Origin of the sequence: Planosporangium mesophilum, assembly GCF_016863255.1 — a bacterium.
Classification (GTDB): domain Bacteria; phylum Actinomycetota; class Actinomycetes; order Mycobacteriales; family Micromonosporaceae; genus Planosporangium; species Planosporangium mesophilum.
The window spans coordinates 61,840-76,990 of record NZ_BOON01000047.1 but is presented as its reverse complement, the minus strand read 5'-3'; the positions used below and the strand labels follow the sequence as shown (position 1 = coordinate 76,990).

The 15,151-nt window shown below is 73.2% G+C and carries 12 protein-coding genes; 5 read left to right on the top strand and 7 right to left on the bottom strand.

Annotation, left to right across the window (positions count from 1 at the left end; translation table 11 throughout):
* Nucleotides 1-40: 40 nt before the first annotated feature.
* The 3 genes from bagB to Pme01_RS23960 are packed head-to-tail and all read right to left on the bottom strand — an operon-like array spanning nt 41 to nt 2,811.
* Nucleotides 41-1,252 (bottom strand): ArsA family ATPase, encoded by a 1,212-nt coding sequence (gene bagB / locus Pme01_RS23970; protein ID WP_168115295.1) that lies wholly within the window; start codon nt 1,250-1,252, stop codon nt 41-43.
* A gap of 12 nt (nt 1,253-1,264) precedes the next feature.
* Nucleotides 1,265-2,224, bottom strand: a complete 960-nt coding sequence (bagA, locus tag Pme01_RS23965) for an ATPase BagA (protein ID WP_168115224.1) — start codon at nt 2,222-2,224, stop codon at nt 1,265-1,267.
* A gap of 14 nt (nt 2,225-2,238) precedes the next feature.
* The gene (locus Pme01_RS23960) at nt 2,239-2,811 is read right to left on the bottom strand and encodes an Rv0361 family membrane protein (protein WP_168115225.1); all 573 of its coding nucleotides are present in this window, start codon (nt 2,809-2,811) and stop codon (nt 2,239-2,241) included.
* 208 nt (nt 2,812-3,019) lie between these two features.
* Between Pme01_RS23960 and sp36 the strand changes: the two genes are divergently transcribed.
* Entirely contained in the window at nt 3,020-3,190 is a 171-nt protein-coding gene (gene sp36 / locus Pme01_RS23955; RefSeq protein ID WP_168115226.1) for a Sp36 family protein, read from the top strand.
* The gene (locus Pme01_RS23950) at nt 3,187-3,651 is read left to right on the top strand and encodes a RidA family protein (protein WP_168115227.1); all 465 of its coding nucleotides are present in this window, start codon (nt 3,187-3,189) and stop codon (nt 3,649-3,651) included. The genes sp36 and Pme01_RS23950 overlap by 4 nt, the downstream gene beginning before the upstream one ends.
* 15 nt (nt 3,652-3,666) lie before the next feature.
* On the opposite strand, the gene Pme01_RS23945 is transcribed toward Pme01_RS23950, so the two are convergent.
* Nucleotides 3,667-4,536 carry a hypothetical protein gene (locus Pme01_RS23945; RefSeq protein WP_168115228.1) on the bottom strand — a complete coding sequence of 290 codons (870 nt, stop codon included), beginning with the start codon at nt 4,534-4,536 and terminating at the stop codon, nt 3,667-3,669.
* A gap of 128 nt (nt 4,537-4,664) precedes the next feature.
* Here Pme01_RS23945 and Pme01_RS23940 point away from each other — a divergent pair, with 128 nt between their 5' ends.
* From Pme01_RS23940 to Pme01_RS23930, 3 genes are all read left to right on the top strand, one after another.
* Nucleotides 4,665-5,477: an MBL fold metallo-hydrolase gene (locus tag Pme01_RS23940; RefSeq protein WP_168115229.1), complete on the top strand. Its 813-nt coding sequence runs from the start codon at nt 4,665-4,667 to the stop codon at nt 5,475-5,477.
* Nucleotides 5,474-9,139, top strand: coding sequence for an adenylate/guanylate cyclase domain-containing protein (locus tag Pme01_RS23935; RefSeq protein WP_168115230.1), 3,666 nt, complete (start codon nt 5,474-5,476; stop codon nt 9,137-9,139). The genes Pme01_RS23940 and Pme01_RS23935 overlap by 4 nt, the downstream gene beginning before the upstream one ends.
* A 124-nt stretch (nt 9,140-9,263) precedes the next feature.
* Complete coding sequence (locus Pme01_RS23930) at nt 9,264-10,340, top strand: serine/threonine-protein kinase (protein WP_239088420.1); 1,077 nt, start codon at nt 9,264-9,266, stop codon at nt 10,338-10,340.
* On the opposite strand, the gene Pme01_RS23925 is transcribed toward Pme01_RS23930, so the two are convergent.
* From Pme01_RS23925 to Pme01_RS23915, 3 genes are read right to left on the bottom strand one after another with little or no spacing between them, the layout of a single operon-like run.
* The gene (locus tag Pme01_RS23925) at nt 10,337-11,497 is read right to left on the bottom strand and encodes an acyl-CoA dehydrogenase family protein (RefSeq protein ID WP_168115231.1); all 1,161 of its coding nucleotides are present in this window, start codon (nt 11,495-11,497) and stop codon (nt 10,337-10,339) included. The two genes, Pme01_RS23930 and Pme01_RS23925, sit on opposite strands and share 4 nt — an antisense overlap.
* A 31-nt stretch (nt 11,498-11,528) precedes the next feature.
* On the bottom strand, nt 11,529-13,538 hold the full coding sequence (locus tag Pme01_RS23920; protein ID WP_168115232.1) for an acetyl/propionyl/methylcrotonyl-CoA carboxylase subunit alpha: 2,010 nt from the start codon (nt 13,536-13,538) through the stop codon (nt 11,529-11,531).
* 8 nt (nt 13,539-13,546) lie between these two features.
* Nucleotides 13,547-15,151, bottom strand: coding sequence for an acyl-CoA carboxylase subunit beta (locus Pme01_RS23915; RefSeq protein ID WP_168115233.1), 1,605 nt, complete (start codon nt 15,149-15,151; stop codon nt 13,547-13,549).

Sequence of the window (15,151 nt, the reverse complement as noted above, 5' to 3'; positions counted from 1 at the left end):
GGCCGCGGGATGCGGCCGCGCCCGCGCCTCGGTCGATGACTCAGGCGCCGGCTAACGACCGGCCGATCGCCCGCAGCCCGTCGAGGTCGTGGACGTCGACCGCCTGTGCCGGCACCTCGACCACGGGAACCTGCGGGTACGCCGAGACGAACCGCTCGGCGACCGCCACCTGGCGGGTGTGCTGATCGACCAGCGCCGCGTGTACCCGCATCGCGTCGGCGGTCACGCCGTGGCCGCCGACCTCGTCGAGGCGTACCGCGGCGGCCCGGGCACTGTCCGAGCCGATCGCCGGCGCCGCGACGGTGGTCATCCGGTTGAGGACGAGGCCGGTCAGCGGCATCCGCTCGCTGTCCAGCCGGTCGGCGAAGTAGGCCGCCTCCCGGATCGCGTCCGGCTCGGGCGCGGCGACGACCAGGAACGCCGTCTCCGGGTCCTGCAGGATCCGGTACGTGCGCTCGGCCCGCTCCCGGAAGCCGCCGAACATCGAGTCGAGCGCGGCCACGAACGTCGACACGTCGGTCAGCAGCTGCGTGCCCAGGACCTTCGTCACCGCCCGGGTGAACACCCCGAACGAGGCCGAGGCCAGCTTGAACATGCTCCGGCCACCGACCCGGGCCGGTACGAGCAGCATCCGGATCATCCGACCGTCGAGGAATCGCGACAGCCGGGCCGGGGCGTCCAGGAAGTCGAGCGCGGACCTCGACGGTGGGGTGTCGACCACGATCAGGTCCCACTCGCCCCGGGCCCTCAACTGGCCCAGCTTCTCCATCGCCATGTACTCCTGCGTTCCGGAGAACGTGGAGCTCATGGCCTGGTAGAAGGGGTTGGCGAAGATCTCCTCGGCCTTGTTCGCGTCGGTGTGCGCGAGCACGACCTCGTCGAAGGTCCGCTTCATGTCCAGCATCATGGCGTGCAGTTCGCCGCCGTCGGCCTCCACGCCCTTGACCTGGCGCGGGGTGTTGTCGAGCGAGGTCAGCCCGAGCGACTGGGCCAGCCGGCGGGCCGGGTCGATGGTGAGCACGACGGTGCGCCGCCCGTGCCGCTCGGCCGCCCGCAGCCCGAGCGCGGCCGCCGTCGTGGTCTTGCCCACACCGCCGGAGCCACAGCACACGACGATGCGGATCCCCGGGTCGGCGAGGAGGGCATCGACGTCGAGGTCAGGGCTCCGGTGTCGGTCACTGTGATCGGCCACGCTGCGAGCGTATCCGGCTACGCAGGCGAACCGCCCGTGCGCCCGGGACGGGGCGCCCATCATCACATGTCGTCAGTCGTCCGCGAGCAGCCTGCCGGCGAGGGTGTCCAGGCCTTCGCGGGTCACGCCGTCGGCCAGGGAGGGCAGTTCCACGACGGGGCGGCCCAGCGCCGCCAGGTCGTCACGCAACCCCACCTCGACCCCGAGGCGCGCCTTGTACGCCTTCGCCTCGGCCACCAGGCCGGCCACGGTCTCCCGGTCGGTGGGCAGGCCGGCCTCGGTCAACCCGCGGCGGATCTCGGCGGGGCTGAGCCGGGCGCCGGTGAGCATCGGCGCCCGGGCGGCGTTGACGACCACCGTGCCGATCGGGATGCCGAGCGCCCGAAGCTCCTCGGTCGCGTCGACGGTCTCCTGTACCGGCATCTCCTCCAGCAGGGTGACGACGTGGACCGCGGTCATCGGCGAACGCAGGATCGCCGACACGCCCTCGCTCTGCGACTTGATCGGGCCGACCTTCGCCAGCCGGGCGGTCTCCGCCGTCACGTTGAGGAAGCGGCCGATCCGGCCGGTGGGCGGCGCGTCGACGACCACGGCGTCGTAGGCCCGGTGCCCGTTCGCGGTGCGGGTGACCGCCTCCTTGAGCTTGCCGGTGAGCAGGACGTCGCGCATGCCCGGCGCGATCGTCGTGGCGAAGTCGACCGCACCCATCTTCTGCAGCGCCCGCCCGGCCACGCCCAGCCGGTAGAACATGTCCAGGTACTCCAGCAGCGCCGCTTCGGCGTCGATCGCGAGCGCCCGTACCTCGCCGCCGCCGGGCGCGCTCGCGACCACGCGCTCCTCGTACGGCAGCGGCGGCAGTTCGAACAGCTGGGCGATGCCCTGCCGGCCCTCGACCTCGGTCAGCAGGACCCGGCGGCCACCGGCCGCCAGCGCGATCGCCAGCGCGGCGGCCACGGTCGTCTTACCGGTACCGCCCTTGCCGGTCACCACGTGCAGGCGCGCCGACCAGTCGGGATGTTCAGAAGAAGCCACGCAACCGAGGGTAGCTAGCCCGCGCCCCGAACGTCGCAGACCCACCAGCCGGAATCGTCCACCGTGACGAACGTCAGCTGCTTCTCCGCCGTACGCTCGTCGGCCGTCGTTATCTTGACGGGGACGGTCAGGGTCGCCGTGTTGCCCTTGCGCGACTGCAGGGTGGGCGTCGGCCAGCTGTACCGCGGCGACTTGTACTTCTGCTCGTACGAGCGCAGCTCGGCGATCTTCTTGCTCAGCGCCGCCTTGTTCCGGGACCCGGTGCAGACGAGCCTGGTCGCCTTCTCCGCGTCGTGTTCCCGGAAGACCGCCGTGAGGAAGCTGTCGACCGCGGCCGCCGGGTTCGGCTTGCCCTCGCCACCGACGTTCTCGATCAGGAAGTACGCCGCGGTGCCGCCGCCACCGCAGAGTAGCAGCACCACACCCAGGACGATCGACGTGATCAGCAGGCTGCGCCGCCGTCGCGCACCCGACGGCGTGGCGGGTGGCCGGCCCGGCTCCGCGGGGTGCGGTGCGCCGAAGGTCGGCGCACCCGAGGTCGGCTGCGGCTCGTCCGGCTCGGGCCGGTATCCGGGCGGCTGGCTCATGTCCTCGCCTTCAAAACGTCCGTGCGGCCGAGGGATATGGCCGCCGCCAAGGGTAGTCGGCGCGGAACGGACCGGGTGCCCCCCGATCGGTGGTCATCGGCTCGATCTTGGTCAGCCTATCCATGTCCGTCCGGTCCTCGATCACGTGCGCGTGGTCCCAGCCCTTAGGCTGTGGCCGTAGACACCTTGACCTAGGAGCCTTCTCGCGATGCAGAAGTGGGAGTACGCCACCGTGCCGCTGCTGGTCCACGCCACCAAGCAGATCCTGGACAACTGGGGCGAGGACGGTTGGGAGCTGGTCGCGGTCGTACCGGGACCGAACACCGAGCAGCTCGTCGCCTACCTCAAGCGGCCTCGGCAGTCCGAGGGCGACCGATGAGCGGGGCGCCGGCCCGCGACAAGCTGGCCGAGCTGGGCCTGAAGCTGCCCGCCGTGGTGGCGCCGCTGGCGTCGTACGTGCCGGCCGTGCAGTCGGGCAACCACGTGTACGTCTCCGGCCAGCTCCCGATCGTCGACGGGCAGCTGGTCGCCACCGGCAAGGTCGGCGCCGACGTCGCGCCCGAGCGCGCCGCCGAGCTTGCCCGGCAGTGCGCGCTGAACGCGCTGGCGGCGGTCGACTCGCTGGTCGGCCTGGAGCGGATCGTCAAGGTCGTGAAGGTCGTCGGCTTCGTCGCCTCGGCCGAGGGCTTCACCGGGCAGCCGGGAGTGATCAACGGCGCCAGCGAGCTGTTCGGCGCCGTGTTCGGCGAGGCCGGGCGGCACGCGCGGAGCGCCGTCGGCGTGGCCGAACTGCCGCTGGGCGCCCCCGTCGAGGTCGAGGCGATCTTCGAGGTCAGCTGATCGTTCGATAGGCGATCATGACCGGGTGAGGGCGCGCAGCGTCGGGGTGAGGTCGAGGTACCGCCCCCGCATCACGGCCCGCATCCGGGCCAGCGCCCGCGACGGCGAGGTCACCAGATCCGGGTGCTCCTCCAGGTAGGCGAGATCGCTGTCGGTCAGCACGGCGACGCTGAGCCGGGCCTCCGCGTTGACGAAGACGGCCCGGCCGAGCTGCATGAAGGCGTCGCCCTGGGTACCCAGCAGCGCGATCGCGTCGGCCAGGGCGCGGGCCGGTGGCGAGGCGGCCTGCCGATGGTCGGCCACGTCGTCGCGCCAGGCGCGTACCTCGGCCAGGGCGTCCTGTACCCGCCGGTCCAGCTCCTCCGGGGCGTCACCGGCGGCCCGCCGCCGCAGCCACAGCCGCACGTGGCGGCCGCCGTCGGCCGCGGTCAGCAGCGTGGTCTGCAGTTCGAGGGCCCGGGCGGCTCGCAGGTACTTCGTGAGGATCCGGTCGGCGGCAACCGGGCTCCCGGCGGAGACCAGGCCCTTGAGCAGCCCTTCGTCGAGCAACCCCAGGTGCGCGCGGTACCGGGCCGCCAGCGCGTCGTCGGACTGCCGCCGGACCTCCGTGCGTACCGCGAGGAAGCGCCGGTTCAGCTCGTCGAGGTTCTGCTGCACCTCGGTCAGCGCCGTGCGTACCTGGTCGAGCCGGTGCGCGGTCTCGCGCTGCTCCTCGGTGAGGCCGCGCAGGTGCTCGGCGAACGGGTCCAGCCACTCCTCGCGCAGCGCCTCCACGGCGGTACGGGCCAGGTCCCGCTGCCGGCGGACCAGGTAGGCCGCGGCCAGGATCAGGGCGACCGCGAGTACCGCGCCGGCCAGGAAGGCGACGATCACGTCTTGCCGCAATGCGCACCACTCGGGGGGACTCGGGAACGCTGGTACACCCAGCGCAGCAATTGATGAACCCTGAGTCAAGAGTTCGGCTCTTCGAATGCCTGCCGGGACAGCGCCGACCACGCCGTACCATCCAGGGCATGGTGACCCATGTGACCGCGCCCACGGCGGCCCTGCTCGACACGCTGCCGACGTGGGTCACGCTGCTGCGCGCGCCCAACCCGGGCCCCATGACCCTCGACGGGACGAACACGTGGGTGCTGCGCGCGGCCGACGGTGAGCCGGCGGTCGTGATCGACCCCGGGCCGCTCGACGAGGGGCACCTCACCGCGATCGCGGCGCACGCGCCGGTGGAGTTGATCCTGCTCACCCACGGCCACCATGATCACGTCGAGGGCGCCGCGCGCCTGTCCGGGCTGCTCGGCGGCGTACGGGTGGCGGGTCTCGACCCCGCGCACTGCGTGGGCGGCGGCCCGCTGGACCCGGACCGGCCGGTCATCGTCGGGAGCCTCGAGGTCAAGCCGATCGCCACGCCCGGGCACACCGGCGACTCGGTCAGCTACCGCGTCCGGGACGTCGTCTTCACCGGCGACACCATCCTCGGGCGGGGGACCACCGTGGTGGCCTGGCCCGACGGCGACCTCGGCGACTACCTGTCCAGCCTGCGCCGGCTGCGACAGGAGGGCCCGGTACCCGCCCTGCCCGGGCACGGGCCGGCGCTCGCGGACTGCGCCGTCGCGGCCGGGTACTACCTCGAACACCGGCTCGCCCGACTGGAACAGGTGCGGGCGGCGCTGGCGGCCGGCGCGGAGACCGCCGAGCAGGTCGTACGGGTCGTGTACGCCGATGTCGACCCGGTGTTGTGGCCGGCGGCCGAGTGGTCGGTACGGGCACAGCTGGCGCACCTGGAGCGGGAATCACGGGCACCATCCCCGGGGTTGGACGAGCTGTGACCTGTCCTGTGTGCGGAACCGTCGCCGTACCCGGCGCGCGGTTCTGCCACAACTGCGGTTCGGCGTTACCGGCGGCGGCGACCCTGCCGGCCGCGGAGCGCCGCGTCGTGACGGTCCTCTTCGGTGACCTCTCCGACTTCACCGCGTGGGCCGAGGACGTCGACCCCGAGCGGGTCGGCGCGGTCACCGACCGGGTCCTCGCGGCCCTCGCCGGCTCGGTCAAGACCTTCGGCGGGCACGTCGACAAGCTCACCGGTGACGGCATCATGGCCGTCTTCGGCGCGCCGGTGGCGCACGAGGACGACGCCGAGCGGGCGGTCCGCGCCGCGCTGTCGATGCAGCGGGCGGTGCGGCGGGTCCTCGACGACGAGCGCGGTGGTGGCGCCCCGTTGGGACTACGCGTCGGCCTGAACACCGGGGCCGTCGTCGCCGGGGTGCAGGCCGCGCTGGAGTACACCGTCATCGGTGACACCGTCAACACCGCGGCCAGGTTGGCCGACGCGGCCGCGGTCGGCGCCGTCTACGCCGGTGCCGTCACGTCTGCGGCCACCCGGCGGGTGGCCTCCTGGCGGGCGCTGCGCCCGCTGCGGCTCAAGGGCAAGCGGGAGCCGGTCGAGGCGTACGAGCTGCTCGGCCTGCTGGACGCGCCCGGTAGCCGGTCCGGCCTGGGTGACGAGGCGCCGTTCGTGGGCCGGGAGACCGAGCTGGGCCGCGTGGCCGGGCGGCTGGCCGAGGTCGTCGACCGGGAAGAGCCCCGAATTCTGATCATGACCGCCGAGGCGGGGCTGGGTAAGACCCGGTTCGCCTGCGAGGTGGAGCGCTTCGTCGCCGGGTACCCGGTCGGCGGGTTCGCGCCCACTACGGGCGCCCGGGTGCTGTCGGTGCACTGCGCCGCTTTCGGCGAGCGCCGTCGGCTGGCGCCCCTCGCCGACCTGGTACGGGCCGCGATCGGCCTGCCGGCCGACGCCCCGACAACGCGGGAGCAGGCAGAGGAGCGGCTGCGCCGACTGGGCCAGCGGCTCGCCCGGCACACGCGTACCCGGGCGCGGTCCACGCCCCCGGTTGCCGAGGAGACCGCCCCCGCGGCTACCGAGGGCCCGCGCCTGGCGACCGAGCTGCTGTTGACCCTCATCGGGTACGGCGAGGCAGGGCGCTCCGAGGTGACCGGCCCCGCCGACCGGGCCGCCTGGGCCGGTCCCGCCGGCGCGCGCGGCGGCTGGGGCGCCAGCGCCGGACCGGTCGACGACCTCGATCTCGAGGCGATCCCGGCGGCCGTGGCCGACCTGCTGTCCGCCCTCGCCGCCGAGGAGCCGCTCCTGATCGTCGTGGACGACCTGCACGACGCCACCCCGGACACCGTCGACGCGCTCGGCATCACGATGTCGCGCCTGTCCGGCCCGGCCCTCGTACTGCTGTTGGGCCGCCCGGAACTGGTACGCACCGCGGGCATCCTCAACCGGCTCGCCGACGCCGAGGTGTCGGCGCTGCCGGCCCTGCGCGGAGCGGACGCGGCCCGGCTGCTGACCAGCTACCTGAGCGGTGGCCGGCTGCCGCAGGCCGACGAGGACCGGCTGCTGGCCACCGCCCAGGGCAACCCCTTCTACCTGGCCGAACTCGTCGCGCTGCTGCAGGAGCGGGGGCTTCTGACCAGTACCGGTACGGGATGGGGGCTGGCGCCGGGCTCGCTCGGCGGCCGCCTGCTCTCCCGTGACCTCGCCGCGGTCCTCGCCGCGCGTATCGACGCGCTGCCGCCGCACGCCCGGGCCGTCCTGCGCGACGCGGCCGTCGTCGGCGACACCGTACCCAGCGGGGCGCTCGAGGCGCTGCGGGCCGGCCGGGCCGGCGGCCGGCCGTCCGCGGTGGCGGCCGTCGAGCTGGCGCGGGCCGTCGAGGAGCTCCTGCAACGCAGGATGCTGCGCAAGGTCAAGGGTGGGTACGCGTTCGCCACCCCGCTGCTGCGCGAGGCGGCGTACGCCGGCGTGGGCAAGGCCGACCTGGCGCAGCGGCACGCGCTGCTGGCCGGGTGGGCGGCCGAGCCGACGCCGTCCGCCAGGCCCGAGCCCGGCCGCCCCCGACCGGGGCGGGTCGGCATGACCGCCGAGGCGGCGGACGCCTTCGTCGCCGAGCACGCCGAGCGGGCCATGGTGCTGGCCGACGCCGTCGGGCTGCGTGCCGACGAGACCGTACGGGCGGTCGCGCCGCTCGGCGTCGCCGTACTCGGCCGGCTGGCCCGGCAGGCGCTGGTCAGCGGTGAGCCGTCGCAGGCGGTGGCGCACGCCGAACGGGCGGCGGCACTGGCCGGCGGGGTGCTCTCCCCGGCCGACCGGCTCATCCAGGCCCGCGCGCTGTTGCAGACCGGCCGGATCGCCGACGCCCTCGGGTGGGCGGAGAAGATCGCGGCCAACGCGGGCGACGACGCCGCTGTCCGCGCCGGCGCGCTGCTGCTCGCCGGGCGGGCGTACCGGACCACCGGTGACCACCAGCGGGCGTACACCACCTGGGAGGAGGCCCTGGCCGCGGCGACCGCGGCGGGGCGGCCCGCCGAGCGGGCGGAGGCGCTGCGCCGGCTGGGGATGGCCGACTACCTCGCCGGGCGGCTGGCGGAGGCCGGTGACCGGTTCGCGGCGGCCTACCAGATCGCGGTCGGTACCGGCGACCGGCGCAGCCAGGCGTGGTCGCTGCAGAACCTGGCGTGGGTCACCACGACCCGGGGAGACTTCGCCGGCGCGGATCTCGCGCTGGGCCGGTCGGCCCGCCGCTTCGCCGAGCTGGGCGACCCGGTGGGTCGGGCGTGGATGCGCGGGACGACCGCCTTCGTCCGCATGCTCGCCGGCCGGCTGAGCGAGGCGCGCCGGCTCGCGCGGGTCTTCCTGCCGTTCGGTGAGCGGGTGGGCGAGGCCTGGGCGGTCGGCACCCTGCGCTCGGTGGAGGCCTTCGCGGCCGCCGAGGTGGGTGAGCTTGCCGAGGCCGACCGGGACGCACGCCGGTCCTACCGGGACTTCGCGGCCGCCGACGACGACTGGGGCCGGGGCCTCGCGCTGGTCGTACGGGGGGTCATCGCGCGCGGGCTGGGTGAGTCCACGCACGCGATCGACCTGCTCAGCGACGCCCTCGAGTACGGGGAGAAGACCGGTCACCCGCTGTTGATCGGCATGGCCCGTACGATCCGGGGCTTCGTCCTGCTCGACCGGGGTGACGTGGCGGACGCGGAGGACGACGCCCGGGCGGTGCTCGCCGTCGTCGAGCCGCACGACGTCCTCGAGTCGGCGCAGGTCGGCCCGACGGTACTGCTGGCCGCCGCGCGCCTGGCCGACGGCGACGCGCCGGCCGCCGTGGACCTGTTGGCGGATGTGGCCGCGCCGGTCGACGTACCGTCGTTGCTCTTCCCCCGCCGGGAGGCGGTCGCGTACTACGCGGAGGCGCTGCTGGCCGCCGGCCGCGCCGAGGAGGCGCTGGAGTGGGCGCGCCGGGCCGTCGCGGCGCCCGGCGAGGACGTCCGCAGCCGGGTGCACGCCGGGCGGGCGCTGGCCATGGCGCTCGGTGCGGTCGGCCAGCGGGCCGAGGCCGTGACCGTCGCCTCCGCCGCGCTCCGGGAGGCGCACGCGACCCAGCAGATTTCCGAACGGGCGATCACCCGGGACGTACTGTCGGCACTGTCCTGATCGTCCTTTTGGTCATTTGATTTCCCGGGTCCGGTTATTCCGGCCGGCCGATAAATACGATCAACGCGGTAAACGTGACCACCGTGCGACATATGTCGTCAGACACCTGAAGTATTTTTCTATCGTGACCGATGTACGCCCCACCGTGCCGACGGTGCCCGGCCTGACCGGGTTGTCCGTCCTTGCCCGCGGTGGCTACGCCACCGTCTACCGGGCGGTGCAGGAGTCGGTGGGGCGCGACGTCGCGGTCAAGGTCGAGAATCGTCGCCTGGAAAGTGAGGGTGATCAGCACCGGTTCCTGCGGGAGGCGCGCGCCGCCGGACGGATGTCCGGTCATCCGAATGTGATCGACCTGTTCGACGCCGGAATGACCGCCAACGGCCACCCTTATCTGATCATGGAACTGTGCGAGGGGTCGTACGCGGACCGGATGAAGACGAACCCGTTGTCGCCGGTCGAGGCGCGCGACGTCGGGGTGAAGATCGCCGATGCCCTCGCCGACGCGCACGCCCTGGGCGTGCTGCACCGGGACGTGAAACCGGCGAATCTGCTGATCTCCCGCTTCGGTGAGCCACAGTTGGCCGACTTCGGGCTGGCCGTGCTGGCCGAGGTGCGCGACCACTCGATCACGCTGGATGTCCTCACGCCGGCGTATGCGTCGCCGGAGATGTTCAGGTATGCGCCGCCCTCACCGGCCGCCGACGTCTACGCGCTGTGCGCCACGCTGTACGCACTGATGCGCGGCCGGCCGCCACGCTGGCGTGACGACGTCAATCCGAGCCTGGTGTCGATGGTGGACGTCTTCGGCGAGCCGATCCCGGACGTGCCGGGTGTGCCACCGGAACTGATGGGGCTGCTGCGCGCGGGCATGGCCAACGACGAGATGGTGCGCCCGACCGCGGTGGAGCTGCGCGACGCCCTGTACGCGTTCGACTTCAACCTCAGCGGTCCGCGGCCGACGGCGCCGAGCCGCCGCCCGGTGTTCAGCACACCGGTCCGGCGGCCGAGCGAGTCCGGCCCCGCCCCGCTCCACGCGGAGGATCGCGTCAGCGCCGGTGACACCGCCGAGGTCGGCGACGAGTTCGCCGGGAACGACGAGCAGACGCGGGCCTACTCGGCGCCCACAGCCGCCTCGCCCCGCCGCCGTCGCTGGCGCTGGCTACCCGAGCGGCGCACCGTCGCGGAGCGGTCGGCCGACTAGTACGACTTCTCCTGGCCGAGTACGTGCTGGGCCACGAAGTTGAGGATCATCTCGCGGGACACCGGGGCGATCCGGCCGGCCCGTACCCCGCCCATCAGCGTCGCGACCCCGTACTCGGTGGTCATCCCGTTCCCACCGTGTACCTGGATCGCGGTGTCGACGGCGAGCACCGCGGCCTCGGACGAGGCGTACTTGGCCATGTTCGCCGCCACGCCGGCCTCCACGTCGCGGCCGGCGTCGTACAGGTGGGCCGCCTTGGCGATCATCAACCGGGCCAGCTCCACCTGCACCGCGGCGTGCGCCAACGGGTGCGCGACGCCCTGGTGCGAGCCGACCGGCCGGCCCCAGACCGAGCGACCGGCCACATAGGACGAGGCCCGCTCCAGGGCGTACCGGGCCGTCCCGATCCCCATCGCGGCGACCGTGATCCGCTCCGGGTTCAGGCCGCTGAACAGCGCGGGCAGGCCGGCGTCGACCGAACCGCCGACCAGGGCGTCCGCCGGTACCCGGACGTCGTCGAGGAAGAGCATGTACTGGTTCTCCGGCGACACGATCTCCATGTCGATCTTCGTGGTCGACAGGCCAGGGGCGTCGGTCGGGACGACGAACAGCGCCGGCTGCAACCGGCCGCTGCGCTCGTCGGCCATCCGGGCGACGACCAGGACGTACGCGCTCTCGTCGACACCGGAGATGAAGACCTTGCGCCCGGACAGGACGTAGTCGTCGCCGTCGCGGCGGGCCACCGTCGCCAGGCGGTGGAAGTTGGAGCCGGCGTCGGGCTCGGTGATCGCGAAGCAGCACTTCAGCGTCCCGTCCGCGAAGCCGGGCAGGTAGGCGGTGCGCTGTTCGGGCGTACCGTGCCTGGCTATCACCGTCGCCGCGATCGCGGGCGACACCACGATCAGCAGCAGCGGGCAGCCGGCCGCGGCCAGCTCCTCCGAGACGATCGCCAGCTCGGTGATGCCGCCGCCACCGCCGCCGTACTCGGTCGGCACGCCCACGCCCAGGTACCCGAGCTTGGCCGCCTCCGCCCACAGCTCGTCGGTGTGCTCGCCGGCCTTGGCCTTGTCGACGTAGTACGAGTGTCCGAAGCGCCGGCCGAGCGCGGCGACGGAGTCGCGGAGCAACTGCTGTTCCGGGGTCAGGTCGAAGTCCATGAGGGGCGGACCTTTCAGCGCTGGAGAGGACCTAATCGGGGTTCAGGACGGCGAGCAGGGTGCCGGTCTCCACCTGGGAGCCCGGGCCGACGCGCAGGTCGGCGACGATGCCCCCGGCCGGCGCGTGTACGGCGTGTTCGAGCTTCATCGCCTCGAGCGTGAGCAGCAGGTCGCCGGCGGAGACGCGCTGGCCGGGTACGACCAGCACCCGGGTCACCGCACCCGGCAACGGCGCCACCAGGGAGCCCGCGCTCGCCTCGGCGGAGCGCGCCGGGAAGCGGGGTAGCTCGGTCAGCGTCACCGAGCCCTCGGAGCTGTCCACGTAGGACACGCCGTCGACCCGGTGGATCGCGTACGACAGCCGGATGCCGGACACGTCGAGCACCACCCGGTCCGGCGCCGCCGACACGATCGCGGCCGGCGGGTGGTCGTGCGGGGAGGCCCCGCCGGCAGCGCCCGGCAGCCCGGCCTCGTCGCGGTCGACCGGGCGTACCGACCACTCGGCCAGCGCGCCCGACCGGTCCAGCCGGTAGCTGACCTCCAGGCACCCGGTCGGCCCCTCGAAGGCCACCCGCTGCGGAGCCGAGGGGACGTTGCGCCACCCCGAGGGCAGCGACGACGCCGCCGACCGCTGCGCCGACCCGGCGAGCGCCGCCGCGAGGCACGACAGCCGGGTCGCGTCCACGCCGGCCAGCAGGGGCGCGAAGACCTCCGGGTGGGTGTCCAGGAAGCCGGTGTCGATGGTGCCGGCGAGGAACGACGGGTGCCGCAGTACGCGTACCAGCAGGTCGCGGTTGGTCTTGAGGCCGTGGATCCGGGCGTGGGCCAGCGCCGTGGAGAGCAGCCGGGCCGCCTCCGCCCGGGACGGCCCCCACGCGATCAGCTTGGCCAGCATCGGGTCGTAGTGCACCCCGACCACGGAGCCGTCGCCCACGCCCGAGTCCAGCCGCAGGCCGGGTACGGGCAGCGGGCCGAACGCGTGCGACACCCCGGGGATCGCGAACCGGTGCAGCGTCCCGGTCGACGGCGCCCAGGCGGACGCCGGGTCCTCGGCGTACAGCCGCGCCTCGATCGCGTGCCCGCGCAGCGGGGGCGGGCCGTCGAACGGCAGCGCGTCGCCCTCGGCGACGAGCAACTGGAGGCGTACCAGGTCGACTCCGACGACGCACTCGGTGACCGGGTGCTCGACCTGCAGCCGGGTGTTCATCTCCAGGAAGTAGAACTCGCCGGACGGGGAGAGCAGGAACTCCACCGTGCCCGCGCCCACGTACCCGACGGCCTGCGCGGCGATGACCGCGGCGGCGCACAGCTCCTCGCGCAGCGTCGGTGTCACGGCCGGCGAGGGGGTCTCCTCGACGATTTTCTGGTGGCGGCGCTGGATCGAGCACTCCCGCTCGCCGAGGGTCACCACGTTGCCGAAGCCGTCGGCGAGTACCTGCACCTCGATGTGGCGGGCGCCCTCCACGTACCGCTCGCAGAAGACCGTACCGTCGCCGAACGCCGACGCGGCCTCCCTGCGGGCCGACGCGACCGCCTCTGCCAGTGACTCGCGGTCCCGGACGACCCGCATGCCCCGTCCGCCGCCGCCCGCGGACGCCTTCACGAGTACCGGGAAGACGTCGACCTCGTCCGGGTCGGTGTGGCTGGGCAGCATGTTCACGCCCGCCTCGGCCAGCAGCGCCTTGGCCTCCAGTTTGGACCCCATCAGCGCGATCGCCTTGGGCGGCGGCCCGACCCAGGTCAGGCGGGCGTCGACGACGGCCTGCGCGAAGTCGGCGTTCTCCGACAGGAAGCCGTACCCGGGGTGCACCGCGTCCGCGCCGGCCCGCAGTGCGGCCGCGACGATCAGGTCGCCGCGCAGGTACGTGGCGGACGCCGCGTTGCCCGGCAGGTTCACGGCGAAGTCGGCCTCGGCGACGTGGGGGGAGTCTGCGTCCGCGTTGGAGTACACCGCGACCGTCTCCACGCCGATCGCGCGGCAGGTGGCGAAGATCCGGCGGGCGATCTCCCCCCGGTTGGCGACGAGCAACCTTTTGATCATCGTCAACCTCACATCCGGAAGACGCCGTAGCCGGCGCGCTCAGAGTCGCTCTGGACAACCGCTGTGTCAGCTTGGACAACAGCCAGGCAAAAACCCAGTACGGTACGGGTATCGCGCGGGTCGATCACGCCGTCGTCGTACAGCCGGCCGGACAGGAACAGTGCCGCCGACTCCTTGTCGATCTTGTGCTCGACCATCGCCCGCATCTGGGCGTCCTGCTCCTCGTCGTACGGCCGGCCCTTGGCCTCCGCGGCCTGGCGGGCGACGATCGACAGCACCCCGGCGAGCTGGGCCGGCCCCATCACCGCCGACTTGGCGTTGGGCCAGGTGAACAGGAACCGGGGGTCGTACGCGCGGCCGCACATGCCGTAGTTGCCCGCGCCGTACGAGGCCCCGATGTTGACCGTCAGATGCGGCACGGTCGAGTTCGCCACCGCGTTGATCATCAGGGCGCCGTGCTTGATGATGCCGGCCTGCTCGTAGTCGGCGCCCACCATGTACCCGGTGGTGTTCTGCAGGAACAGCAGGGGAGTGCGGGAGGAGTTGGCGAGCTGGATGAACTGCGCCGCCTTCTGCGCCTCCTGGGAGAACAGGATGCCGCGGGCGTTGGCGAGGACACCGATCGGGTACCCGTGGATGCGCCCCCAGCCCGTGCACAGCGCGGTGCCGTACGCCGGCTTGAACTCGTCGAACTCGCTGCCGTCGAGGACCCGGGCCAGGATCTCGCGCGGGTCGAAGGGCACCCGCAGATCGGCCGACGGGATCGCGAGCAGGTCCTCGGGGTCGTACTTCGGCGGCGGGCTCATCCCCGGCAGGGCCGATCCCCGGTTGAGCCGGGCGACGCAGGCCCGGGCCAGCCGGATCCCGTCGCGCTCGTCCTCGGCGAGGAAGTCGGCCAGGCCGCTCCTGGTCGCGTGCATCTGTGCGCCGCCGAGCGACTCGTCGTCTGTGTCCTCGCCGGTGGCCATCTTGACCAGCGGAGGGCCGGCCAGGAAGACCTTGGCCCGGTCGCGTACGAAGATCGTGTAGTCGGACATGCCGGGGACGTACGCCCCGCCGGCCGTCGCGTTGCCGAAGACCACGGCGATCGTGGGGATGCCGGCGGCGGAGAGCCGGGTCAGGTCCCGGAACACGCCACCGCCCGGGATGAAGATCTCCGCCTGGGCCGGCAGGTCGGCGCCGCCGGACTCGACCAGGTTGATCATCGGCAGCCGGTTGGTCCGGGCGATCTCGCCGGCCCGCTGGGTCTTCTTCAGGGAGTACGGGTTGACCGCGCCGCCGCGTACCGTCGGATCGTTGGCGATGACCATGCAGGTGACGCCCTCGACCACGCCGATGCCGGTCACCACGCCGGCGCCGACCGAGTGGTCGGTACCCCAGGCGGCGAGCGGGGACAGTTCCAGGAAGGGCGCGTCCCGGTCCAGCAGCAGTTCGATGCGCTCGCGGGCCAGTAGCTTGCCCCGTGCGTGGTGCCGGGTGACGTACTTGTCGCCGCCACCGGCCCTGGCCTGTTCCAGGGCTTCCGTCAGCTCGTCGAGGCGCCGGAGCATCGCGCTCCGGTTGTCCATGGCGGACGAGGAGCGCAGGTCCAGGTCCGTTTCGAGCACCGGCAT

Bases quoted from the DNA above. Each gene is read 5' to 3' on its own strand.
- Pme01_RS23960 (WP_168115225.1), bottom strand. From the start codon at position 2,811: ATGAGCCAGCCGCCCGGATACCGGCCCGAGCCGGACGAGCCGCAGCCG.
- sp36 (WP_168115226.1), top strand. From the start codon at position 3,020: ATGCAGAAGTGGGAGTACGCCACCGTGCCGCTGCTGGTCCACGCCACC.
- Pme01_RS23950 (WP_168115227.1), top strand. From the start codon at position 3,187: ATGAGCGGGGCGCCGGCCCGCGACAAGCTGGCCGAGCTGGGCCTGAAG.
- bagB (WP_168115295.1), bottom strand. From the start codon at position 1,252: ATGGGCGCCCCGTCCCGGGCGCACGGGCGGTTCGCCTGCGTAGCCGGA.
- Pme01_RS23940 (WP_168115229.1), top strand. From the start codon at position 4,665: ATGGTGACCCATGTGACCGCGCCCACGGCGGCCCTGCTCGACACGCTG.
- Pme01_RS23925 (WP_168115231.1), bottom strand. From the start codon at position 11,497: ATGGACTTCGACCTGACCCCGGAACAGCAGTTGCTCCGCGACTCCGTC.
- Pme01_RS23915 (WP_168115233.1), bottom strand. From the start codon at position 15,151: ATGCCGGTGCTCGAAACGGACCTGGACCTGCGCTCCTCGTCCGCCATG.
- Pme01_RS23920 (WP_168115232.1), bottom strand. From the start codon at position 13,538: ATGATCAAAAGGTTGCTCGTCGCCAACCGGGGGGAGATCGCCCGCCGG.